We start from the raw sequence: 24126 nt of genomic DNA on the forward strand, positions 1-24126 counted from the left end.
CCCCAAACATCAGATTGAAGGAGAGCAGGCCCGCCGCAAGCTTTACGAAGTAATCTCAAACAATCTCGCTGTTTTTCCTGGTGGGAGCGCCACCGTCAAAACCCCTGCCGATTTATCCCAATTCCAGGTTGAGCTATGCTGCTGAGGATAGGCACAGGTGATCGCCGGATCAAGTCCCTTCAGCTCTACCATCGGCAATTGGACATTCGCAGCTTCTCCGGCAATCCGCCATACCGCGACATACCGTCGTTCGCCGCGCCGCAGGCCAAGGCTGACCCATTCGCCCTCACTGTCCGGCAGGCCGAGTGGCCAGAAAGGTGTGGCGTGTGGGATATCACTGCGAATGGTTTTGTAATAATCCAGCGCTTCTTTAACTAGACTTCTGCGGTGGGGTTCAAGCTCCGCCAAATGACCGCTCTGGTGTACACGAAGCAACAGCGCATTAACCATATTGAAGATGACTTCCTCATCGTCCCCCTCGCGCAGCGGATAAGACCAAACTGCGGACTGCTCCGGTGTCAGTGCTGCCGGAGAACCTGCAGCAATGGCCGCATACTGTACATAATCCTCCTGGTCGCTAGTAGACTGGATGCTGTGTCGGCTAAGCATCGCATAATCCATGCGCATTCCCCCGCTGGAACAGTTCTCGATAACAAGCTTCGGATAACGAACAAAGATACTGTCCAACCAAGCCAGATAAGCGCGGTTATGCTGTAGCAGCCCATCTCCGAAGCTGTCCGCATTCGTTTCTGTCCCAATGCCTGCATTGATGTTGTAATCCATTTTAATGTATCCTACACCGTACTGCTCAACCAGACGCGCAATAACACCGTTTGCATGATCAATGACTTTCGGGTTGCGGTAATCTAGCTGATAGCGGCTACGGTCCTTAACCCTTTTACCATGCCGCATGAAAAACCAGCTGTCATCAGTCTCCGCAAGCTTCGGGCTGTTGATGCCCATAACCTCCAGCTCAAGCCATAGTCCGGGAATCATCCCTTTGCTGCGGATATAGTCGAGCACATATTTAATTCCTTCCGGAAACCGTTCGCTGGAAGGCTCCCACTGGCCTACACCATCCCACCACTCTCCGGGTGCATACCAGCCAGCATCAATACAGAAATATTCACAACCTACTTCTGCGGCAGCATCAATTAAAGGCAGTAGCTTCTCAGTCGTTGGGCTTCCCCATAGGCAATTCATATAGTCATTAAAAATAATCCGCAACAGCTCATTATCCTCATTAGGTCTGCGGATCATCCGGCGATATGACGTAAGCTGTTCAGCCGCGCCCTGGAATCCTCCCTGCACAGCACCCACGGCTACCAGCACCGAGGTAAACTCTTCACCGGGAGCTAGCTTCAGCCACCAATGGTTGTCATGTTCTGTAGGTCCGCTGACCAGCAGTGTAAGCTGATCGTATTGATCCGTCAGCTCCCAATGCCAAGAGCCGTTATGCTCAATCTGCCAGAACAGGCTTGTCCCGCTCTCCTTATTATGCAAAACTGCCATCGGCAGAAGTTCCGCTGCTGACCAAGAGCCTGTATTGCTTGCGGCAATTCGTTTGGAGCCACGGTCTGCCAAATGATACATCCCAAGCTCAGGCAGGCGGTAGGTACGCCACTGAAGTTCACTCTGCCATCCGCTGTGAGCAAGGGTTACTTCAATCTTATCATTGCGCTCCCCGCCCCCCTCTTTGTCTACACCTGTAAGAGCAAAGGAGGAGATGTATTCCACTGCCACCTCAGCTTCTCCAGCATTCTTTAGCACTGTCCAGCTTCGAACGATTTGCACACCCTTGTAGAACTGAAAATGCTGCATTGCCTGGATTCCCGAAATCGGATCAGCCAAGCTAAACTCCAGTTTACGTCCGAGCGCATTCACTGTATCGCTGTGCCCCGCATATACCATCCGAAGACCCGGATAGGATGCTCGGTGTGTGCGCCCGTGATATTCGGCGCGGTCTTCGCCCGATAATTGCAGCTCCAGCAGCCGGAAGCCTTGCTTGTTCTTATCCGCAATGGCTGCTTCCAAAGGTGCCGCTCCAAAATGCAACAGCCGAACATCCTGATCTTCCGTAACTTCAATCGTAAGATATAGTCCATTTTCAATGATTTCAATCATTTTGCTATTCACAATAATGTACCTCCTGACTTTGTCTCAGTATCTTCTTATGATTATATAACATGTAAAAAAGGGACGGTTCTCCAGTAAGTGAATCTTACCTTGGAGCCCGCCCCTGATCTGAACCTAATTATTCTGCCGATCCGAATTGAATCCAAGCTTTTTGAATTTCATCGATGGCTTGATCCTTAGTTTTGCTGCCGCCGATGTAAGCCTGCATGAGCTCACCAAATTTTTGGTGGAAGGTATCCAGAGAGTAGTTCACGGACAGGTCGCCGGATTTCTCTGTTTTGAGGATTTCTTCCATTTCTTTTGGCATTTGCAGGTCAGGCATAGGAGCATCCTTAATTGGAGGAATAACCTTAGCTACTGTAGAGAACCAGTTCTTACCGTATTCAGAAGTATACAGCCAGTTGAAGAATTCAATAGTCTCAGCAGCTACAGCAGAATCCTTATTGATACGCAGGGCTTGATCCGCACCAGTAATGATCTGGGACTGTTCAGCCTTGTCGCTGACTGGGTAACCCATAATACCCAGGTCGAAGTCCGGTGTAATTTTCTTAATGGCTTCTTCATCCCATGCGCCTTTACCCGTCATGAACGCTGTTTTGCCGGATGCAAAGTCGCTGACTTCAGCATTGCTGTCCCGTTCAAGCGGTTTGTCTGTGCCATGTTTAACAGTAGTATCAACGAAGCTGAAGAAGTTATTGTACAGCACCGGGTGATCCTTGATCGTAGTTTTTCCGGCAATAAAATCATTTACTAGTGTCTTAGCATCCGTACCTGCATCTTGGGCTGCCGCATCTACGAAGTGTTGGAAGATGTGTTTCCATACCCACCACTCTTTATAAGCGTTGGCAAAAGGAGTAATGCCTTTAGCTTCAAGCTTAGTAATCGCATCGTCCATTTGGGCTGTTGTCTTAGGAACTTCTGTAATCCCAGCGTCAGCCAACAGTTTCTTATTGTACATCAGGACGAATAGATTTCCTTTTACCGGAAGACCGAGCACTTTACCGTCCGAAGAACTCATGTTAGAACGCACTGCATCGGTCATCGCCGCAGCCAGTGGCTCATTAGTTAGGTCAGCACTATACTCCGCAAAAGTATCAATATCTCCGCCCGCTGTGGTCTGGAATACGTCAGGTGTACTTCCCGCAGCAATCTTCGATTTGAGCACCGTATTGTAGTCAGCCTGCATAATCTCCAGATTAATCGTCACATTCGGTTTAACTTTCTTGTACTCGGCAATATAAGCGTTAAAAGCATCAGTGTACTCGGGTGATGCGGTGAACATATTAATCGTGACCGGCTTGCCAGAATCTGTGGCAGGAGTATTCCCTGTTCCGCTATTGTTAGCGGCATTGTTGTTTCCGCCGCAGCCCGCCAGTAATCCGCCGACGAGCAGCAGACTCGCAGATAAAGCCATAAATCTTTTTAACATGATGTTGCCCCCTTTTCCTCATGCATCTAGTGGTCTTGAGACAATTCTAAAGAAAAAGAAAAAGGATAAGAATGTACATAAGTGAACTTATTAGGGTAAAAAAGTGTGTTCATGTAACCGCTTCACTCCTCCCCGTTCAATAGCAGAACCCGATATTCAGAAGGTGAACAGTCATAATAATTCCGGAACGCCTTGCTGAAATAATTTTTGTCCTTGTACCCCAACATCTCGGAAATGTCTTGGATTTTCAAGTCGGGGGTGGATAGCAGCTCCTTTGCCTTGTCCATTCTTACCTTTTGTACATACTCATGTATGCCATAACCATATTGCCCTTTAAAAAGTTTCATCAAGTATTCTCTGCTCAGGAAATATTTATCCGTGAACATCGATATTTTAATATTCTCAAAATAGTGATTATCAATGTATGCTTTAATATTTTCCAGTACGCTGGGGCGATTGCCAGCAAGGCTTTTGCTGATTTCATTGCCATAGCAATCTAGAATTCCGCTCAGCACCCGCTCAAATTCGCCAAAGGAAGCAAAATCGCTCCCGATGCCTAGCCCACGCAATCCTTTATCTTTACCGCCGCGAATACGTTCGGGGATCGCATCCAGCTCCGTGGCAATATCGTTCAGCAAAATAATAAACTCCTCTATCTGCCGGTCAGCCTCGCCCAGATTAAAACGTCCGGAAGCCTCCCATTTCTTCGTGAATTCGCTTAAAATACTTTTGGCATGATTGATATTCCCGCTCTCCAGTGCGTTGCGAATCAAGGGCATGCGCCCTGTCAAGGAAGGATTATCTTTCCCCTGGGAAGTATCGTTGCTGCTATTTGTGACAATCGCTCCCTTCAGCGTCAGGAGGTCAATCCCGTCGAGAGAGGCTTTGGCAGTCTCATAGGATTGAGCAAGCGCCATGATGTCACCATAGGGCTGTCCGATTCCTCCGGCAACAACAATTCCGAATAGCTCTTTCAGCGTCGAGACTAACTTCTTCATATGATGTAAAGAGCGGAAAGTTGCGTCCTCCTCATAGCCGCCTTTCGTCGTGAAGATGGCGATAAACTCGCGTTCTCCCTTATGGCTGGCGAAGCTGAAAGCCTGAAAATGCTCATCGCTATTCTCATTAATCACATTTGTGACGGCAAAATGCAGCAAATCCCGGTCCTCATGGAAGCGATTACGACGCACTTGTTCCAAATTGAGCACCCGCAGTACACCCGCAGCAAAATAATTCCCAGCTGTATCGGCGCCGATCAACGGCAGAAAAGCCTCGTTGGACTGATTTTTGAAGCTCCGCTCAATGATCGACAGATAGATTTTCTCCTTTAGCTTCGGCAGAGACATGTTGAGCGTAATGTTCCTGTTGATGAACTCGCTTTCTTTCTTGCGTTTAGCCTCCAGCACATCGATAGCTTTACGTAAGGCCGCATTCAAATCCCCCCGGTTGACCGGCTTTAATAAATAATCAACTACCTTAGAACGGATAGCCTGGCGGGTATATTCAAAATCATTGTAGCCGCTGATTACAATCGTCAGCAGTTCCGGGAACTCCTTCTCCACGATCTGCAGCAGCTCACTTCCGTTCAGCTCCGGCATCTTCATGTCGACCAATACGAGATCGATCTTTTGCTCCCGCAGCATGGCTAGGCCCATACTTCCATCCGTAGCCTCCAGTACCTGATCGACACCTAGTCCTTTCCAGTCTCCCAGGATGTTGATCGCCTCACGCAACGGTTCCTCATCATCTATAATCAGTACTTTATACATGGTTAATCCCTCCCCGCGGTAACCGCATGTCCATCTTTGTTCCGCCAGCATCACTGGTAATGGCCAAACCCGCAGCCTCACCATACAAAAGCTTCAGCCGCGTGTTCAAATTTTTCAGTCCGATGCTTTCCGTGTCACTTTCAGCAGCGTTCTCTCCGCCCTGATCTTCCCACTGGATTTGAAGAGAACTTCTCACTTGCTCCAGCCGCTCCCCGCTAAACCCCGGCCCATCATCCGTCACTGAAATAACAGTATGGCTAGGCGTCACATGCGCTTCAATGGTAATTGTGATCGTTGTGGATACTTTTTCCAGCGCATGTTTGATGCAATTTTCTACCAAGGTCTGAATGGACAGCTTCGGAATTTCCAGCTCCAGCAAAGGGTCTTCCCACTGGTAGGCCACCTGCATTCTGTTTCCGAAACGGGCCTTCTGCAGCGCTAAATAACGTTCAATATGCTTTAATTCCTCTCTGGCATGGACCACATCTTTACCGCTAATGCAGTATCTCAGCGTCATAGCAAGATTATCGACCATATCAACAATATCATCATTGTTGTTTTTCAGCGCCTTGGTGGAAATGGCTTGCAGGGCATTATATAAGAAATGCGGATTGATCTCAGCTTCCAGTGCTTTGAGTACAGCATTTTTCTCGACAATTTTCATTTTGTACCGTTCATTGATCAGCTCATTCGTCTTTTCCACCATCTTATTGAAGTGGCGAGACAGATAGGCAATTTCATCCTTTCCTTCAACCTGTGCTTCAGCGTCAAAGCTGCCTGTACTGAACCGTTTCATCTGCAGCGACAGATTCTTTAGCGGGTTTGTTATTTTGTTCGAAATAAAGCTGACCAAGATGACCGAAACGATTAAAAATAACAGTCCTATGAAATAGTTCAATTTGCGTGTTGTCGTGGCCGCTTCATAAATTTCTTTGTAGGGAATCGGCTTAATCAGCTTCCAGCCTTCTTTTTTGCTGATGTCATAAATCACTAGATACTTCTCTTCTTTATCCGACCACGTCACGCGTCCTCCTGAGGCTGGTGTCAGCTCCTTAAGCAGTCCCGCTTGTTCACTCTGTTGATAAAACCCGGGGTCATCCACCACAAAAGGTTCATTATCGGGACTGACGTACATTAGGTGCTGCCCTTTACTGAAGGGAATATCCTTCATAATCTCGTCCGTAACCGAGGAGTTGAAATAAAGGGAGAGCACCGCCTGCGGTTCCCTGGAGACTATGGAGCGCAGCAATCGATGGTAGCCCATGAAGCTTTTATCCTTATTTATAGGGTAGTCGGAGCTATTGATCATCGAGGTTTGGTTTTTTACAAAAGACTGGTAAGAACGGTTAAACGGGCTGGCCAGCGCTTTTTTATACCAGGAAAGATTCTCAATCGACGGATGCTCGGCGACCCGCACGGTAATATTGTAGTTCTCTTTGGTGACATAATAATACTTGTGCTCCTTGATCACATACAGGTAGATAGCTTCCAGATCATTGCGGGAGAAGTACAGGTTCTTCAAGTAGTCCTCCACATACATCTTCGAGGCATAATCCTCCGATTCATGCAAAATCGCATAGGTGATCTCGTCATACGATATTTGCGGCAGGGATAATTGCTCGATGCCGTCCAAATAACTCTCCAGATTCCGGCCGACAAGCAACAGATTGTTGCTCGTACTGGCGATGCTGTTATCCACCGATTCTTTTCGCAGCATGCCGTATGAAATGAACGTCAGTGAGGTCACCACCAAAATAATGATGATTGTAAACAGCAAAATAAGCTTGTTCGCCAACCTGCGTGAGACAAGCTCCAGCACGGGTTCAAACCGCTTTATGATCCACTTTTTAATAATGACCGGCAACCTCCTCCACGATTTACAGGCTTAATTATAAATATTTCAGTTCACCTTTTTACCCCTAACTGTACTCTTAAATCCATTTTTGAGTATAGGGTACTGCTCTATAATACACAATATAGACTAACCGGAATGGTTATGTGTGGCAAGCCTAGTCGATATTACCACCCAACAAATCAAGAAGAGGTGCATCCATGTTAAAATCACTCGGCAAAAGATGGCGCGAGAAAACAGAATTCGGATTATTCACTCTCCCAGTCCTAATCTGTATCGCTGTAGCATTCTACATTCCGTTTGCCATGACTATCCGCTATTCGATGACCAAATGGAACGGTATTTCGAAACACCCTAAGTTTGTCGGACTTGATAATTTCAAACAAATCTTTATGGGCGACACCAACTTCGCCAATTCAGCCTGGTTCACCATAAAGTATGCGATTCTGTACATTGTTCTCGTTAACGTGCTAGCCATTCTGCTCGCACTGGTTCTGGACATGAAGCTGAAGAGTACTCCTTGGCTGAGAGCCGCTTTCTTTATTCCTTATATCCTCAGTCTTGTCATTGTCGGTTTTATCTGGAAATTTATCTTTATGCAAGGTTTCAACTCACTCGGAGAAAGTACAGGCTGGTCCATATTTGGTCTAAGTTGGCTAGGGACGCCGGGACTTGCTTTCGTCTCCATACTGGCCGTCTCCATCTGGCAGTCGATTGGTTTTTATCTGGTCATTTATATTGCTGGTCTGCAATCTGTACCTGAGGACCTCAAAGAAGCAGCCACAGTTGACGGCGCTGGTCCCATGAGAAAATTCTTCAGTATTACACTGCCACTGCTCGCTCCATCCATTACGATTTCTGTGTTCATGGCACTGACCAATTCGATCAAGGTGTTCGATGTCATCCTGTCATTAACCGGGGGCGGACCTGGCGGAACTACCTACAGTATCGCTTACGATATCTACCGGGATACCTTCCAGAACAATCTGTATGGATACGGTACAGCGAAAGCGCTTATCCTGTTCCTAGCCGTCTTGGTGGTAACCATTCTCCAGTTAGCATTCTTCAAACGAAGAGAGGTTGAGGCATAATGAATACAAACCGCAAAGCAGGCCGAATTATTCTAGAGGTTGTTATGGTCATCCTCTCTCTTCTGTTTCTATATCCGCTATTTCTGACGATTATCAACTCGTTAAAAAGCTTTAGCGAAGTCATGACGGATGTCATCGCCCTGCCGAAACATCTGGTCTTCGGCAACTATTCCTACGTGTGGAAGTTTATCAACTATCCGAAGCTGTTCCTGAACAACTTTGTCATTACCGGTGTAGGTCTTCTGGGTATTGTGTTCATTTCATCCATAGCAGCCTACAAGCTGGCACGGACGAAATCCAGACTGAGCGGGGTGATTTATTTCCTCTGCATTATGCCGATGCTGATTCCGTTCCAATCGATCATGCTGACCGTTCTGCAAACCGCTAAAACCTTAAATCTCTCTGAGAGTACTTGGGGACTTGGGTTGTTATATTGGGGTTTCGGTGCTCCACTCGCCGTGTTTATCTACCATGGATTCGTCAAGGGTATTCCGGTTGAAATTGATGAGAGTGCCACGATTGATGGAGCATCCGGCTTCCGCCTGTTCTTCAGTGTCATCTTCCCACTGTTGAAATCGGTCACAACAACCATTGTCATTATCGACGTAATGTGGATCTGGAATGACTTCCTGCTCCCGCTGCTCATGGTCAACGGCTCCCCAGATACCAAAACGCTGACACTGGCTGCCTACACCTTCGTGGGCCAATATACCTCAGATTGGCAATATGCGATGACAGCTATGGTCATGGCGGTGCTGCCATCGATCGTTGTATTCATCTTCTTGCAAAAGTACATCGTTAAGGGTGTTGTTGCGGGGGCGGTGAAGGGCTGATTATCTGATTCCCAACCTTAGCTTCTGCATAAAAAGGGGGAGATCCATATGGATCTCCCCCTTTTTGCAAACGTTCCAATACTCTACATACTGCTGCAGTCTGCTTTTGATGCAGACGTTCCAATACTCTACATACTGCTGCAGTCTGCTTTTGATGCAGACATTCCAATACTTTGCATACTGCTGCGGTCAGCTTTTGATGCAGACGTTCCAATACTAACTAGTAGTTTAACTGTATTTTGTACAACTATAATTCTGCAACTCGCTCGGCCGATGGATATAGCTGTATTTCGTGCAACTATTCTGTTGATTTATTGCCCTCTAGGTCGATTCTCTAGTTTTTAGTTGTATAGAATACACTTAAAAGCAGTATGGTCCGTTTTACATATAAAATAGGTGTATAGAATACAGTTATTTCACAAACACAACGGTGATACTTTATAGGCACTCCATACGGACTCCATTGGTACTCCATTGGTACTCCATTGGTACTCCATTGGTACTCTCTGCATACTGCTACAGTCAGCTTTTGATGCAGACGCTCCAATACTCTACATACTGCTGCAGTCTGCTTTTGATGCAGACGTTCCAATACTCTACATACTGCTGCGGTCAGCTTTTGATGCAGACATTCCAATACTAACTAGTAGTTTAACTGTATTTTGTACAACTATAACCCTGCAACTCGCTCGGCTGATGGATATAGCTGTATTTCGTGCAACTATTTTGTTGGTTTATTGCCCTCTAGGTCGATTCTCTAGTTTTTAGTTGCATAGAATACACTTAAAAGCAGAATGGTCCGTTTTACATATAAAATAGGTGTATAGAATACAGTTATTTCACAAACACAACGGTGATACTTTATAGGCACTCCATTGGTATTCCATACGCCACATCATACGTACTCCATAGGCACTCCATTGGTACTCCATACGCCACATCATACGTACATCATACGTACTTCATCCCACCCCATACATACTCCATACGTACTTCATGCCACATCATACATACTCCATAAGTACTCCACACATTTCGCATTCTAACGAGATCGAGCGCGATCCGTGAATAGCTAATCAGAGTTTGTATTTATTAAAGCTGCTTTTCCTTGACCCTGCCATTAGCGTCTATGTTGGCATTAAAAGATAGGGTGTTCAGGAGCTTAATCGTTTTCCTATTGTAGGAATCATCCATAAAATTGGGCTGTCCGCCAATGATTTTGACAGGGGTAATCTTGCTGGTCATCTTGGAGTCCTTAATCTCAACGTTCAATAGCATAGAATTAAGTGTTTTTTCCCCACCACGTGTGGAGCGATTAAACACAAAATTCCCAAGTGAATAATAAATGGGCTTGTGCTTATAGTATTCGATGCCCATAAGGCAGTGACTGTGAGCGCCAAGGATTAAATCCGCCCCGCTATCAATCATCTGTTTAGCTAGTGTGCGAGCGTACTTTTCAGGGAAATCCTTAAACTCTTCATTCCAGTGAATATATACGATCGTGTAATCATTCTCCTTGGACATCTTCTGAATGGCGCTAAGCATAGGCTGCGAGGTGTAAGCTGAAGCGGCTCCCGGTTTGTTTTTGCCAGCATACCACGAAGGATTTGAAAGCACACGGCTAACGCCAAGGATGGCGATCTTTTTCCCTTTTACCGTCTTAGTATAAGGCTTGAACGCTTCGTCTTCATCTTTGCCAGCGCCTGTATGGCCAATCTTGTTTCGATCCAAATGGATCAGCGTGTCGAGCATAGCGTCTTTTCCATAATCCAAAATATGATTATTCGCCAAGGACACTCCATCAATCCCTGCATAGGTTAAGCCGCCCAACGTTGCTGGTTTGGATCTGAAGGCAAAGGTTTTCTCTGCCGCTTTCCCTCGGATAGACACAGGCGTCTCCAGATTGGCGAAGGCGATGTCAGCCTTTTGCAGCGTAGGTGCGACCTTTACAAACGGAAAGTTCACCCCATATTTAGCAATCTGATCGCCAACAAAACCGTCCAAAAGGATATCACCCGCAAAAGCAAGCTTTATAGGATCTGAAGATAGTGAAGCTGCACTGGAAGCAGATGTCACAGGAACTATTAGTGATAACATAATTGTAATGAGTGCTATTCTACGCAAAACCTTCGATCCTAATCTCAAAAAATACAGCCTCCTCTCATCTTTTGTTAGCTATGATCCTAGCATACTGGAAAGAGGTTACTAAATTAAGAGTAGAAAGACCTGTTATTCCTTTGCTTTTTTCAGAACGGCTCTAAAACAATTTAATCCACCCCATGCATCCGTATGCACAGCATCCGCAGGCAATTCAAAATCTGTCTCCCCCCAATACTGAAATCCAGTTTGTAGCAGCAGGTCATTCATAAGACTCAGATTTACCGTTGGATAATCAAATGTCAATACCAATAATCCTTCTTCGTTCAACGTCCGGTGAAATTCCCGTAAAGTACCGACCGTATCCTCAAAGCTCAAATGCTCCAATACCGATATGCAAAAAACAGTGTCAAAGCTTTCATCCTCATAAGGCAGATCCGTCAGATTAGCTTGAGCGAAATGCAGGTTGTTTGTTCTTCTAGCGTTAACCTGCTTCGCCGCTTTTTCCCCAATCTCACTCTCAATACATTCTTGGATAGCTTTTGGGTAAATAACCCTACTGTCCATATCGCAGGCATAGACCTCTGCACAAACCCCTGCCAAATAAAACTTCAAGGGATGAGGAATCCCACAGGCTGCATCCAGCACAACACCATGCGGAGAAATAAAGTTAATACACCACTCATATTCAAAGGGACGGCTCCACCATGATTCCGGCAGATCATAAATTAACTTCTCACGACGTGCATCTGAATTTACGAAAAAACGCGAGACAAAGGGATGGGTTGGCATGGCCAGGACTCCTTTTTCAACGGAATTTTAGGTAGTGAGAGTATATTCATGATTTGCTGATTCATTCCATAACCTTACATTGAACGAGACAAACCTAAAAAAACGGCTGCTCCCTTAGGAACAGACCGTCTTTAAATATAACTGTATAAACCTTATGCGTAGAATGAGAGAGGTTTGGCCTCAATTCCATGTCTCTCGATCAACTTATCAAGTAACGCAGACCATTCTGCATCGACCGTACATTGCTCAGGATGAGCCTCGAACCAAGCAACCGACTGCTTGATCCCTTCGGAGAAAGGCACAGTAGCCTGGAAGTCAGGCACGAAACGTTTGATTTTGCTATTATCAAAAACACTGCTTACCGCTTGATCACCGATCAAGCCATCCGCTGTCCCTGGAGGGGAAAAGGCTGTGATAAAGTCTGTGGAGATATGCACCACTTTAGGTTCCACACCTGCCGCTTGTCCGATGGCCGCATAGATCTGGTTCCAATTTAATACCTCGTCGGAAGTTATATGAATGGCCTCGCCTATCGCTTCCGGATGTCCAAGCAATCCAACGAAACCTTTGGCAAAATCCGAATTATGTGTCAGTGTCCACAAAGAGGTTCCATCTCCATGTATGACTAAAGGTAAGCCGCGGCGGATACGATCGATCAGTGACCAAGGATGCTGGCCACTTGTGAGTGCCGCAGGGATGGCTGTATTTCCATAGGTATGGGAAGGACGAACAATCGTAACCGGGAATCCGTTCGCCTTGTAAGCTTCCATCAACAGCTGCTCACACGCAATTTTATTCCTCGAATACTCCCAATAAGGATTCTCCAGCGGTGTCTCTTCTGTGATTACATAATTACGCTGCGGTTTCTGATAAGCAGAGGCTGAGCTGATAAAAATGTACTGCTTCGTTTTACCTGTGAACAGGTCAATGTCTGCCTGCACATGTTCCGGTGTAAAAGCAATCCAGTCTACCACTACATCAAATTCGTAATCTCGTAATACTAATGCGGCTTCTGCCGGATTACGAATGTCTCCTTTAATTACTTTTGCACCTTCTGGAACGAATTCATCCCGCTGTCCTCTGTTGAACAAATACAGCTCGATTCCTTGATCTACAGCCAACGGGGATACAGCCTGACTAATTAATCCCGTACCTCCGATAAATAAGACCTTCATTTTGCACGCTCCTTATAGTGAATCCGGCTCGTTATTTACTGGTTAACAAAATCTCGCCATACGTGCTTCGGCTGCCAATTTAGCAGCTTTTTGGCCTTCTCATTACTGAGTAGCGACTCGTGACCCTCCAGCGGCTGGCGGAAATCCGTCACCTCTGGATAACGTGCGGCCATTAGCTCTCTGCTAGGAACAGCCATGCTGGTCTCATCTGCACATATATTAAGAGCAACCGCTCCCAATCCATCCGTTTCGATTGCCAATTGGCAAGCTGTTGCTACATCCCGTGTATCTATATAACTCCATAGAATCCGATCGCGCTGCGCTGGATCATGAATGAAGGAAGGGAAACGTTCATACGCCGATGGATCAATAACATTTCCGATTCGTAGGGAAACGACCTGTATACCCTTTCTGCGATAGAACATCTCAGCGGTTTGCTCATTCACAACCTTAGACAGACCGTAGCTGTCTTCAGGTAACTGTGGATGCTCCTCATCCATAGGCACATACTTCGGCCCCAAAGGATTAACCGCAAAACAGATTCCGTAAGAGGATTCACTGGAAGCAATCACTGCTTTCCGAATCCCGAGACCCGCTGCAGCCTCCAAAATGTTATAGGTAGATACTACATTATTTTGAAAGGTAACCTCACTTGTCTTTATATTTGCAGCTGGGATCGCAGCCAAATGTACAACTGCATCAGCGCCTGCAAGCACACCATATACTTCACCCAAATTATTCAAATCAGCAATCATCGTTGGGCACAAAGAATCTGCGGATTTTTGCGTATCTACATTCACAACCTCATACCCTTGCTCTACAAAATGCCGGACCACCCATCTGCCCAACATCCCACTGCCGCCTGTAACAACTACTTTCGCCATGAGTGTGTCTCCTTTTTTATGAAGCTAACAACTACTCCAGAATCTCCTCAATCTGCTTCAAAATCTCTTCCGAAAGCTCAATACCTGAAGCCTTAACATTCTCTTCGACCTGCTGCGGACGGCTGGCACCCACCAGCGCACTAGCTACATTAGGTTGACGCAAAATCCAAGCCAAAGCCAAATTCCCAACAGAAATATTCAGCTCCGTGGCGATCCCACTCAATTGGCGGACTTTTTCAATCTTTTCTTCTGTAATCGAATCTTTTAATCGATCCAGCTTAGCAGCACGGCTATCCTCAGGGATGTCCGTGTTATACTTTCCAGTTAACAGCCCTTGAGCCAGTGGAGAAAATACTACCTGTCCAATCCCACGGCGCTCGCCAAGCGGAATAATCTCTTTCTCAATATAACGGTTAAACATATTATAAATCGGCTGATTAACAACAATATGATCTAGCAAATAGCGGTCTGCTACAGCTAACGCATCGGTCATTTGCGCCGCCGTCCACTCACTAACACCGACATAATATACCTTGCCTTGCCGAACCAGATCATCTAGCGCACGTAAGGTCTCTTCAATTGGAGTTTCCGGATCAAAACGGTGGCAATACATAATATCCACGTATTCTACTCCGAGACGTTTCAAGCTAGCATGACACTGTTCCGTGATATGTTTGCGGGATAGTCCACGGTCGTTAGGTCCCGAGCCCATTTCCCCGTATACTTTAGTAGCTAATACATAGGACTCACGAGAGTAGTTACGTAAAGTCTCACCTAGTACTTTCTCGGCAGCACCTTTTTCATAAACATTTGCAGTATCAAAAAAATTTACGCCTAAGTCGTAAGCGGTTTCAATGGCATTAACAGCATTATCTCTTTCCACATAGCCTCCGTATGTCAGCCAGCTTCCCAAACTAATCTCACTGACTTTTAAACCGGTTCCACCTAATCTGCGATATTTCATAATAACTGCTCCTCTCCATAGTTCCGTGTTTGATTTTGGCAGGTTGCTTAGCACTCATATTCATTCTAGAATAGTTTGTATATAATAGAAAGAAGTGAAAATTAGTTTATTATATGATCTCTAGTGTAGTTACTATACTAGAGTATAGTAGCTTCACAAACAGGAGGAGATACCTTGAAGACAGCTAAATCTACTAATAATTATATCCCCAAAACCCCTGTTACTATTGAATGTAATGTTGAAAAAACACTTGAAGTATTAGGTGGAAAATGGGCCTTTCTTGTCCTCAGAGAGCTATTCGACGGCACGCAGCGTTTTGGGGCACTGCAACGAAAAATCACTAATGTTTCTCCCCGCGCACTAACCACTACGTTGCGCCATCTGGAGGAGCATGGTGTGCTTGAACGTCACGTATTTCCGACTGTTCCTGTTACGGTAGAATATTCGCTTACTCCCAAAGGTGAGGATTTACATCAAATTTTGAAGGAAATGAAGCTGTGGTCCGCGAAATGGACTTAGCTTGAGCAGATTGTGACTGATGAAAAAAGAAGCTGTCCAAAAAGTAGAGAATTCTACTTATAGGGCAGCTTCTTTTTTATAAATAGGCTATACAATGGATGGATTGTTACTTTAACCCATGGGATATGTGCGGCGTGCGATGTGCGGTGTGCGGCGTGCGATGTGCGGTGTGCGGTGTGCGGTGTGCGATGTATGATGTACGCTTTAGTGTAATTGGGGAAAAACTCCCGAAAAATAGCCGAAATTCGCTAAAAAAGAGCATTATGAGGGAATTTCTCCCTAAAAATCGAGGTAATTCCTTTATTTTTCACCAAATCAGGTAAATCACAGGGAGAAATTCCCTAATTATAGAGTCGGAATACGGATTTGGTTAACTAAAAACAACCGGAGATATCAGCGATTTCTGCGATCACGTCATAGACAAATTACCACTTGAGGTCAGCAGGCTTTGCCTTGCCTTCAATCTACTACTGAAGCAGATCGCGGATAATCAAAAACGCAGAGCAGCGAAGATCCAATAGGAGGATGAATCGCTGCTCTTTTGACCCTTGCATTTTTGAAAATGAAGGAGAGATCGTCTCTTTTCGTAGAAAATCCACATATAGAATAACCCCTCCAGCATTTTTACTATATTGATCTAATATTTATCCACAATCGCGCCGAGAACTGCCGTATTTACATAGGGTTTTCCTTTGAGGCTTTGGAGCTCTTTCGCAGTTCCAGTAACGACAACTCCCAATAGCTGTACATCACTGGCGTCCGGCGCCGCTTTATCCTTTTTCAAGTAATTCGAGATTCGCTCAAACTCTCCGTAATGCTTGCCCTTCATCTGAAGCCCATAGGTTAAGGATTGTAAAAAATCCTCTGGTTTCGGCTTAAATAACCCTTCCCATTCCCCACCGTAGCCATATACTTGTCTAGCAGATTCCGGTAAGGCATATTTATTCGGGCTGCTGTCATTCCTAATAAACTCAAGGTTCTTTTTATTGTCATACGTATCTACCCAATACCAAGTCTGTGTCAAACCCGCCGGCAGCATCTTCTCTACCTCTACCTGAGTGTAGCTTTTATCAAAAGAAACAGCCATTTCTACGAGCTTGCCAGGTTCCATTTGTTCGAGTGAAGGCAGGTCATTCAGCACTTTTTCGTTATAATTCACTCCAGGCACATAAAACATCATTTCCCGCTGACCATTTTGACTGTTATATCCTCGGTAGTATTCATAATTTTGCTGTGTCATTACCGGGTCAGGAACATTTATACTAGAGTATCCCCTATTAAGCAGAGAAAACCGGCTGCCCATATCGAAATACAGTTTTTTAGTATCCCATACGATGGGCACACCCTCAACAACTTTGTAAGTGCTCAGTTCAACTTTACCCGATAGAAACCCTAAATCAAGCTCAGTTCTCAACTCCTGAAGGTTAGGACTGCTAATCTTCATCATGATCCTCTCTTCATCCAAACCACGCATCGCCAACCAGCTTGTCAGATGGGCGTTACCCAGCATCCCGCCGAATAATACTATAACCGTCACCACTAGAGAAATGATTGTGTTTCGAATCATTGTTTTTCGTTTTGCCTTCTTAATTACTTTTGAAAGGTTCTGATCATCCTTTTGTTCCCATGGAGCTGTCATTCCACTTCACCTCTATACTTTTTTTGAAATTGCTTGCGGGCACGAAACAATGCCGATTTCACTGTATCTGTCGTAATTCCCAGAAGCTCAGCTATCTCCTGATAGGACAGCTCCAGCTCATACTTCATAATAATGAGTTGTTTATGGAGCGGTAGAAGCTCATCCAACACTCTTTCGATGTCTTCCCGTTTCTCTTTTAACAGCACATGATCCTCTGGCAATTCCATATCCGGCACATCTACATAGTCAATAGGAATGACTATCCGCTTGCGGCGGCGGCACAGATCATAGTAGCGATTGATCGCTACTTTATATAACCATGCACTGAATTTGTTCTCATCAATGGAATCAATATACAAAAGAGCCTTATACACCGTATCCTGTACGATATCTTCAGCGTCGGCTGCAGGTGCCCCGAGACGAATCAAGTATTTTTGAATTTCTAACATTTTAGGTTGAAGTATCTGATGTAGCTGCCCGGGCTTCATCCTGCACCTCCCTTCGTATGTATAACGATAAAGTTCTCGGAATGTTAGCTTATGAGGTGAAAAAAATCATAAAACAAAAGACGGCTGCCTCAGAAAGACATGCCGTCACATTTCAAAGAATGAATAAGGTTCCAGTACAATTCCTATATATCCGTAGGATTCATTGCCTGCTGAGCTGTAGATATGAGTATGGTTTGAACTTTCAGAGATTGTTTGTCAATAATGAAGCCTATATAGAACCCACCCTCCATATTATCCATTTCAAAAGGTGACAATCGGGGCTCATACACTCCACCCTTGTTCTCAAACCAGTAACTCACTATAATCCCGTATTCGTTATCCACTGCAACGTATGTACCGTATGCCTTTAGCACATCTTCCAATGTACTTATCCCAGGTCGAATATTGTTCAATGTACCTATATGGATTGGATCAATGCGCTCATTATCTTTGTCTATTTTCCAAGCGTTCAGCCGACCTTCGGTATCATAATGTACAGATACTTCTTTATACATTTCATTATTGAATACATCTTGACCTGTTGAATCCCCGTAATGTTCCTCTATTAACATTCTTGAACTCCCAAAATCTATAAAAAGATTACGCCCACTATCCGCTATTCCGAAATCACGATCGGTAACCGGAACCGCTATAAAATCCTTCAAACCTGTACCCTGTTCCGGTAATGACGGTAAGTGACTCCGATCCGATCGTCCTTCTGGACGAGAATCCACAGTATATATTCCCTTAAGCTTGAGCATTCTCATCCATTGTATAGCCTCTGCTCTTGTAAGCGGGAGATTTCCTCTGAAACCTACTAAAGTTGGCTCTCCGGGAAGTGGAAGTAGAGAGTTACCCAGCAAATAAACCACGGAATCCGTGTCGTTGTAATTCATCCCTAGACCAGATGCAACTAACCTTGCAGCGGCCATTCTGGTGATTGGAGCCGATCTTGCCACTGGATATTGTAGTCCAGTAACTGGATGATTCCACCACTTAGCCATTCTATACGGTGCTGCTGTCCATTCTTCGCCTATGCTAGTAGCCTTTGGATAGCCGAAAGAAAGATAAAATAATTTCAAAAATTCCGCTTCCGTAATCGGCTGATCCGGTCGAAAGCTCCCATCATCATAACCAACCATCAATTGGTTGCCAAACGCCCAGCGCACCCAAGGCTCTGACCAGTGACCTTGAATGTCAGTGAACAGTGAAGATGCCGGATCCTCCTCACCGTCCTCGTCCACTTCTTCATATGTCCCTGTATTCTCGTACGTTGTCGTGTCAGCATGAACTCTATAACTCACGTTGCCGCATGTCACAATTGTCCCTGAGATAAGACCTAGTACCAATAGCTTCATTATCTTCATTTTAATAATCCCTTTCGTTCTTATCGGTAAGGGGTTCCTGCTCTCTTTGCCAGGTTTATCGTGATTCCCCTTTGTCTTAACTATCGGGTGAAATGTCTAATTCGTAAATATACTGCTCTCCTTTTTCACAAGAAGAACAAAAAAAGATCGCCCCACTTCATAGCGGGAACGATCTGGACGTATCTACTACTTAGACCTTTAATCGACGTTCGAAAGCTTTGGGGATAAGCATTATAGCAATTATACCTATAATTATCACCGAAAGGATTGACAAGGGTAGATGTAATATAGGGATGCCAAAAATGTTATAGGATACATATTTTTCGATTAAGGATCTGCTAACCATTACACCTGACGGCAAAAAAGAGATTATTTTGCCCAACATTCCAGGCAAAGAGAAAAGGGGAAGAATAACTACGAATGCTGCCAGTCCAAGACTGCTTAAGCTACTCCGACACAAAGCGGATATCAGCGCCGTCAATAACAATAGACCACATGCAGCCAGCAAGGTTACAGCATATTTCAGGGCAAATCCCTGCAGCTGGGTTAAGGCATATGGAGTCTCATCAAAATAAAAGTAACTATTCAGCGGGGCATTCCAGCCCACGAAGCCGAACGGTAAACAGGCCAGCAATGTGCAAATCCCGTAAAAAAGAGTAACCCAGCTAAACGTAACTATAAATCCAGCTAATAGTTTTGCCGCAACAATCTTCAACCTTCCGTATTTACTAGATAGAATAAGTGCATCCATTCTATAGTTTTCCTCGCCGGAGAACAGGGAGGCCAGTGCAAATACTAGAATAAGACCGATCAAAAGATCCCCGACGCCAGGCGAGCTCGAAAAAAATATATGTAATAAGTCCCAGTCCTCAGTTACATAAAACCCCCGTGGTTTTCCCTCCTCCAGCATGGAGAGCTTTTTAGTAACATCTCTTAGCGCATAAGATTCTGGTTCTTGCCTCTCCATTAAAACCTTCTGCTCTCTCAGCTCTGTTAAATTTCTGTTGAATTGATCTACCATATAAGCTGTACCAGCATAGTGTTGCTCCAGAATTCGTTTCATCTTCTCCTCTTTGGGCCAAGCGCTGTCTTCAGCATATTCTTCTTTGAGTCTAGGTGCGTATTTCAAAGCTAAATCTGGTCGAATCGGTCCTAGATGAGCGGCGATAGCTTCAGGCTTTTCCTTGTTTACAACCAATAGACTATCCGTACCGGATGGGTAGAAACTAACAAAATAAAAAGTGGCTAATGCAATACTTCCAGCTATAGAAATCCAGACTCTGGGAATCATAATTTTACGTAATTCAAACATCACCAGACGTTTCATGTGTGTCATCCCCTCCGAAAATAATGCATATATACATCTTCTAATGAAGGATTCACCATCAGTGCATTCTCAACTGGCAAAGTCTTGCTGACTACCCGAACCACTAGTCCAGTATCTGTCTGCTGCACATTCACTACAGTTCCATTCTCTTCGATTTGAGCCAGCAACCGCCCGGGGACATGTGCCTCCCAAACCTCTCCTTGCAATTCATTGGTCAACTCCTTAATTGTTCCTTGACGAAGTAACTCTCCTCGCCCCATCAGTAGCACCTGTTTAGCTATATGATCAACATCAGAAACGATATGAGTAGACAAAATAACGATGCGCTCATTTGATATTTTAGAAATTAAATTTCGAAATCTTACGCGTTCCGAGGGGTCAAGTCCTGCTGTGGGCTCATCCAGAATGAGGATGCCCGGATTATTAAGCAATGCTTGAGCGATACCGAGTCTACGTTTCATCCCGCCGGAATACTTACCACATTTTTTATCCATTTCTCCGGATAGATTAACCATTTGAGCAAGAACCTCTATACGATCACTCGCCTCCTTCTTGGTCAACCCCTTTAGGGCAGCAACATAATACAAGAAATCGCGAGCTGAAAAATGATTGTACATCCCCAGTTCCTGCGGTAAATAACCTATCTGAGCCCGGTACTGATCCCCCATATCATCCTTGTTTTGTCCATCTAAAAGTACATTTCCACGAGTCGGATACAGAATATCTGCAACAATACGCATCAGTGTCGTTTTTCCTGTTCCGTTAGGTCCTAGAAGACCATACACACCAGGTGACATAGAAAGGTTGATCGTATTTAAAATTCGCTTTTTGCCGAAATCATGTACAATATTACATAGTTTAAGCTCCAATCAGAAACCCTCCCCTGCTCAATATTCTGGATTGAAACCTCATGGCTAGGCTAAATACCACTGCCGACAGAACGCCCAGTCCCATTAACCAAAATAACTCGACCGACATCGTCCATCTCACTGCAAATTCTCCGGAAAATAAAATCATCCAAAAGAGAGGCAACATAAAGAGTACGGTCGTTAATTGTCTAAAATTACGTATCAGCGTGGATAATACTAACGCTACCGCCGCATTGTTTAGGATCGGGATGCACCATAGCAGGGTCATACGCAGCATAAACTCCGTTTCCCCTACCGGGGTTACCATAGCAGTTACACTAACGTTAATCAGTAGTGAGATCACCCCTGCCATAAGGAACCGAGCTTGCACATACCGATGCAATGGGATTCTAAAACTACGTGCGAGTTCTCCCATTCCACAGAGCGTATTCCGAGCCGTATGAGAGACGACCACCAGTAAAGGAATACAACCCACGATGGACAGAATGAACATAGGGCTAACAATCTGCATAACACTCAGCACCAAATATCCTACTACAAACAAGATCACACCAAGCACAACCTCTTTCCACCATCCCTGTGAAAAAAGAATCCTCAGCTGTTGCCGTGCAAATAAAGGAACGGGTGGTACTGGCGCAGGTAAAGCCCGCTTGGATTTTCTCCACCTGCTCATGGCTTCTTCTGCAAAACCGTCAAGGCGTGGCGGTTCAGGAATGCACCTGATATAATTCACGATCTCCTCTACAGACTCTGCTGTCATCTCATCCTGTAAATTCAGATTGAGGTAATCTTGATGGTTACGTTTAACCCTCATTTTCCTGCTCCTTTCTTTAGGGGTTGGGATATGTCCTCTTGCTTGGAATACCTTAGTAAATCACGTAATTTAATCAGCGATCGGCTTACCCTTGACTTCACAGTAGATTCAGGTTCATCAGTTACGGCAGCTATTTCTGTAAACGTAAATTCATATTTATACCTTAACAAGAGCGCATCCCTCTGTTCCTCTGGCAGTGAGTAAATCGCGGCGTATACCTGCTTAACCTCTTCACGAAGTAATATTCCTTCAAGAAAATCTCCTTCGACTGTGATTTCATCAGATAAGCTTTGATTCAACTCTGCTTGCCGAGCACCTTTGCTGCGAAAATAGTCAATGCAGACATTTTGCGCGATCGCCATCAACCAAGCTCGGAAACTCCCCTGTTTATTTTGATAGCTGTCAAGCTTGGCCCATGCTTTTTCATACACTGTCTGTGCAAGATCCCAGGCCAATTCGTCATTATGTATTTTCCATCTGATGAATCGATAAATATCACTATAGGTATGCCGAATTAATAATTCCACCGCTGCCTCATTGCCCTGCTGCGCTTCTGTGACCCATTTGTCCTCCCCGATTTAATTCCCCTCCAATCTACCAATCTACCAATCTACTAAATATAACGAAATCGCCTACGAAGTAGACGCATCACATTAAAAAGACCAACCAGAAGGTTCTGGCTGGCCGAATATAAATTTTCCCTAGATTATGTCCCCGGTTCAAATTGTGAGTGAACATTTTTAGCTTGTATCTTAGTGAATTATATAACATGGATTCTATTAATTTCCATAGTGTACACTCATTACAAGTGGTCTTTTTGTGAAAATCTTCGTAAATGGTGGACCTCCTCTTGACCTTACATTTAATTAGACACCGCAGGTTGATTGAAAGCCACATGTCCGTTCAAAAAAATCCATAATAAAAAACTGTCGATTGCTAGACAATTATATAGAGCCAAGTTATAGTATTGATAATACTTTTAATAACCATTTTCAAAAGTCTAGAGGTGAATAAAATAAACCAAATCGCAAACAATTCTATTCGTGTTAAAAAGATAAATCAGGAGCTTATCAAGCAGGCCTTGAAATCGATGAAGGAAGGAACCAAATCCACGATTGCAAGTGCCACCGGATTAAGTATTGCTACCTGCGGAAATATCCTGAATGAACTTCTCGAGACTGGTGAAGTCATTGAGACTGAACTGGAGGCTTCAAATGGAGGCCGACCGGCCAGACGATTTATCTATAACGCTGATTTCTCCTATATTGCATGTATCTATGCCAAAATTGAGGATGGCCAGAAATCCATAACCTATGCGGTGACCAATTCAGTTGGTGATCGTGTGGATCATGGATGGATGGAATTAGAGTACGTAGATGCTGCAGCCATCGACCATCTGCTGGATACGCTTATCCAACAATATAACAACATCAAGGCAGTAGGGATTGGGATTCCCGGCCTTGCTCACCAAGGTGTCATTAATATCTGTGACATTAAAGAGTTAATTAATGCTCCCTTAGAATCACTACTCAGAGAAAAATACGAGCTTGAAGTCACGATTGAAAATGATATGAATCTGACCGTTTACGGGTTCTATAAACAGCAGGATTATGAAGAGGATAAAACCATTGTCGTGGTGACCTTTATCAAAGGAGCTTTTCCAGGCGCCGGGATGATGATCGACGGGCATATCCACAAAGGTAATACCAGATTTGCTGGTGAAGTCTCTTTTTTACCGTTTGGAATCTCGCGTGAACAGCAATTGAGTAGCTTGGACCACACGGATACCTTCATCCCTTTGGCGGCTCACACTATATCGTCCCTGATTGCAATTATTAATCCAGAGACCATAGCTCTCACAGGAGAGCAAGTCAAACAAGAGAATGTGCGGCCGATTTATCAACGTTGTCTGGAAGTGATTCCAGAGGAGCATATGCCTCACTTAATTGTGCTGGATCAACCTGATGATCATTACATGAACGGATTAATTGCGATCACACTGGAAAGCTTAACCTACTCGTTGCAGCTGGTTGAGAAGCGCCGGTAAAACATAAAACTAACATACACTTCAGGAGGAACTA

20 protein-coding genes are annotated in these 24126 nt (G+C 44.7%); 4 read left to right on the plus strand and 16 right to left on the minus strand.

Annotated elements, in window-relative coordinates; genetic code table 11:
• Positions 1-42 precede the first annotated feature (42 nt).
• The 4 genes from MHI15_RS30515 to MHI15_RS30530 all read right to left on the minus strand — a co-directional run bounded on the left by MHI15_RS30515 (position 43) and on the right by MHI15_RS30530 (position 7189).
• The gene (locus MHI15_RS30515) at positions 43-2124 is read right to left on the minus strand and encodes a glycoside hydrolase family 36 protein (protein WP_312150883.1); all 2082 of its coding nucleotides are present in this window, start codon (positions 2122-2124) and stop codon (positions 43-45) included.
• A 130-nt stretch (positions 2125-2254) separates the two neighbouring features.
• Positions 2255-3565, minus strand: a complete 1311-nt coding sequence (locus tag MHI15_RS30520) for an ABC transporter substrate-binding protein (RefSeq protein WP_076124844.1) — start codon at positions 3563-3565, stop codon at positions 2255-2257.
• A gap of 122 nt (positions 3566-3687) precedes the next feature.
• The gene (locus tag MHI15_RS30525; RefSeq protein ID WP_341165247.1) at positions 3688-5334 is read right to left on the minus strand and encodes a response regulator transcription factor; all 1647 of its coding nucleotides are present in this window, start codon (positions 5332-5334) and stop codon (positions 3688-3690) included.
• The gene (locus tag MHI15_RS30530; RefSeq protein WP_076278642.1) at positions 5327-7189 is read right to left on the minus strand and encodes a cache domain-containing sensor histidine kinase; all 1863 of its coding nucleotides are present in this window, start codon (positions 7187-7189) and stop codon (positions 5327-5329) included. The genes MHI15_RS30525 and MHI15_RS30530 overlap by 8 nt, the downstream gene beginning before the upstream one ends.
• 197 nt (positions 7190-7386) lie before the next feature.
• Here MHI15_RS30530 and MHI15_RS30535 point away from each other — a divergent pair, with 197 nt between their 5' ends.
• Both MHI15_RS30535 and MHI15_RS30540 read left to right on the plus strand, forming a co-directional pair.
• Complete coding sequence (locus MHI15_RS30535; RefSeq protein ID WP_036684044.1) at positions 7387-8277, plus strand: carbohydrate ABC transporter permease; 891 nt, start codon at positions 7387-7389, stop codon at positions 8275-8277.
• Complete coding sequence (locus tag MHI15_RS30540) at positions 8277-9110, plus strand: carbohydrate ABC transporter permease (protein WP_036684045.1); 834 nt, start codon at positions 8277-8279, stop codon at positions 9108-9110. Before MHI15_RS30535 ends, MHI15_RS30540 begins: the two co-directional genes overlap by 1 nt.
• Before the next feature lie 1092 nt (positions 9111-10202).
• Here MHI15_RS30540 and MHI15_RS30545 read toward each other — a convergent pair.
• The 5 genes from MHI15_RS30545 to MHI15_RS30565 form a co-directional block, all read right to left on the minus strand.
• Positions 10203-11207 (minus strand): CapA family protein, encoded by a 1005-nt coding sequence (locus MHI15_RS30545; protein ID WP_445668020.1) that lies wholly within the window; start codon positions 11205-11207, stop codon positions 10203-10205.
• A gap of 132 nt (positions 11208-11339) precedes the next feature.
• On the minus strand, positions 11340-11999 hold the full coding sequence (locus MHI15_RS30550; protein ID WP_341165249.1) for a class I SAM-dependent methyltransferase: 660 nt from the start codon (positions 11997-11999) through the stop codon (positions 11340-11342).
• Between the two features lie 152 nt (positions 12000-12151).
• Entirely contained in the window at positions 12152-13174 is a 1023-nt protein-coding gene (locus MHI15_RS30555; protein WP_076191108.1) for an SDR family oxidoreductase, read from the minus strand.
• A 35-nt stretch (positions 13175-13209) separates the two neighbouring features.
• Positions 13210-14058, minus strand: coding sequence for an NAD-dependent epimerase/dehydratase family protein (locus MHI15_RS30560; protein ID WP_076187126.1), 849 nt, complete (start codon positions 14056-14058; stop codon positions 13210-13212).
• A 31-nt stretch (positions 14059-14089) separates the two neighbouring features.
• Positions 14090-15022, minus strand: a complete 933-nt coding sequence (locus MHI15_RS30565) for an aldo/keto reductase family protein (RefSeq protein ID WP_038569620.1) — start codon at positions 15020-15022, stop codon at positions 14090-14092.
• Between the two features lie 174 nt (positions 15023-15196).
• On the opposite strand from MHI15_RS30565, the gene MHI15_RS30570 reads away from it, so the two are divergent.
• A complete protein-coding gene (locus MHI15_RS30570; protein ID WP_036684053.1) occupies positions 15197-15541 on the plus strand; it encodes a winged helix-turn-helix transcriptional regulator in 345 nt (114 codons plus the stop codon).
• A 637-nt stretch (positions 15542-16178) separates the two neighbouring features.
• On the opposite strand, the gene MHI15_RS30575 is transcribed toward MHI15_RS30570, so the two are convergent.
• From MHI15_RS30575 to MHI15_RS30605, 7 genes are all read right to left on the minus strand, one after another.
• The gene (locus tag MHI15_RS30575; protein WP_076309816.1) at positions 16179-17180 is read right to left on the minus strand and encodes an anti sigma factor C-terminal domain-containing protein; all 1002 of its coding nucleotides are present in this window, start codon (positions 17178-17180) and stop codon (positions 16179-16181) included.
• Positions 17177-17668 carry an RNA polymerase sigma factor gene (locus tag MHI15_RS30580; RefSeq protein WP_076104596.1) on the minus strand — a complete coding sequence of 164 codons (492 nt, stop codon included), beginning with the start codon at positions 17666-17668 and terminating at the stop codon, positions 17177-17179. Before MHI15_RS30580 ends, MHI15_RS30575 begins: the two co-directional genes overlap by 4 nt.
• A 143-nt stretch (positions 17669-17811) precedes the next feature.
• Positions 17812-19026, minus strand: a complete 1215-nt coding sequence (locus MHI15_RS30585) for an S-layer homology domain-containing protein (RefSeq protein ID WP_179088310.1) — start codon at positions 19024-19026, stop codon at positions 17812-17814.
• A gap of 199 nt (positions 19027-19225) precedes the next feature.
• A complete protein-coding gene (locus MHI15_RS30590; protein WP_341165250.1) occupies positions 19226-20362 on the minus strand; it encodes a hypothetical protein in 1137 nt (378 codons plus the stop codon).
• Positions 20363-20367: 5 nt separating this feature from the next.
• Positions 20368-21231, minus strand: a complete 864-nt coding sequence (locus tag MHI15_RS30595) for an ABC transporter ATP-binding protein (protein ID WP_341165251.1) — start codon at positions 21229-21231, stop codon at positions 20368-20370.
• Positions 21221-22045 (minus strand): hypothetical protein, encoded by an 825-nt coding sequence (locus tag MHI15_RS30600; protein ID WP_076191096.1) that lies wholly within the window; start codon positions 22043-22045, stop codon positions 21221-21223. Before MHI15_RS30600 ends, MHI15_RS30595 begins: the two co-directional genes overlap by 11 nt.
• Entirely contained in the window at positions 22042-22572 is a 531-nt protein-coding gene (locus tag MHI15_RS30605; RefSeq protein WP_076278559.1) for an RNA polymerase sigma factor, read from the minus strand. Before MHI15_RS30605 ends, MHI15_RS30600 begins: the two co-directional genes overlap by 4 nt.
• A 479-nt stretch (positions 22573-23051) precedes the next feature.
• On the opposite strand from MHI15_RS30605, the gene MHI15_RS30610 reads away from it, so the two are divergent.
• Positions 23052-24092, plus strand: coding sequence for an ROK family protein (locus MHI15_RS30610; RefSeq protein WP_256716686.1), 1041 nt, complete (start codon positions 23052-23054; stop codon positions 24090-24092).
• The last annotated feature ends 34 nt before the right edge of the window (positions 24093-24126 follow it).

This window comes from Paenibacillus sp. FSL H7-0918 (assembly GCF_038007025.1).
Taxonomy (GTDB): domain Bacteria; phylum Bacillota; class Bacilli; order Paenibacillales; family Paenibacillaceae; genus Paenibacillus_AQ; species Paenibacillus_AQ odorifer.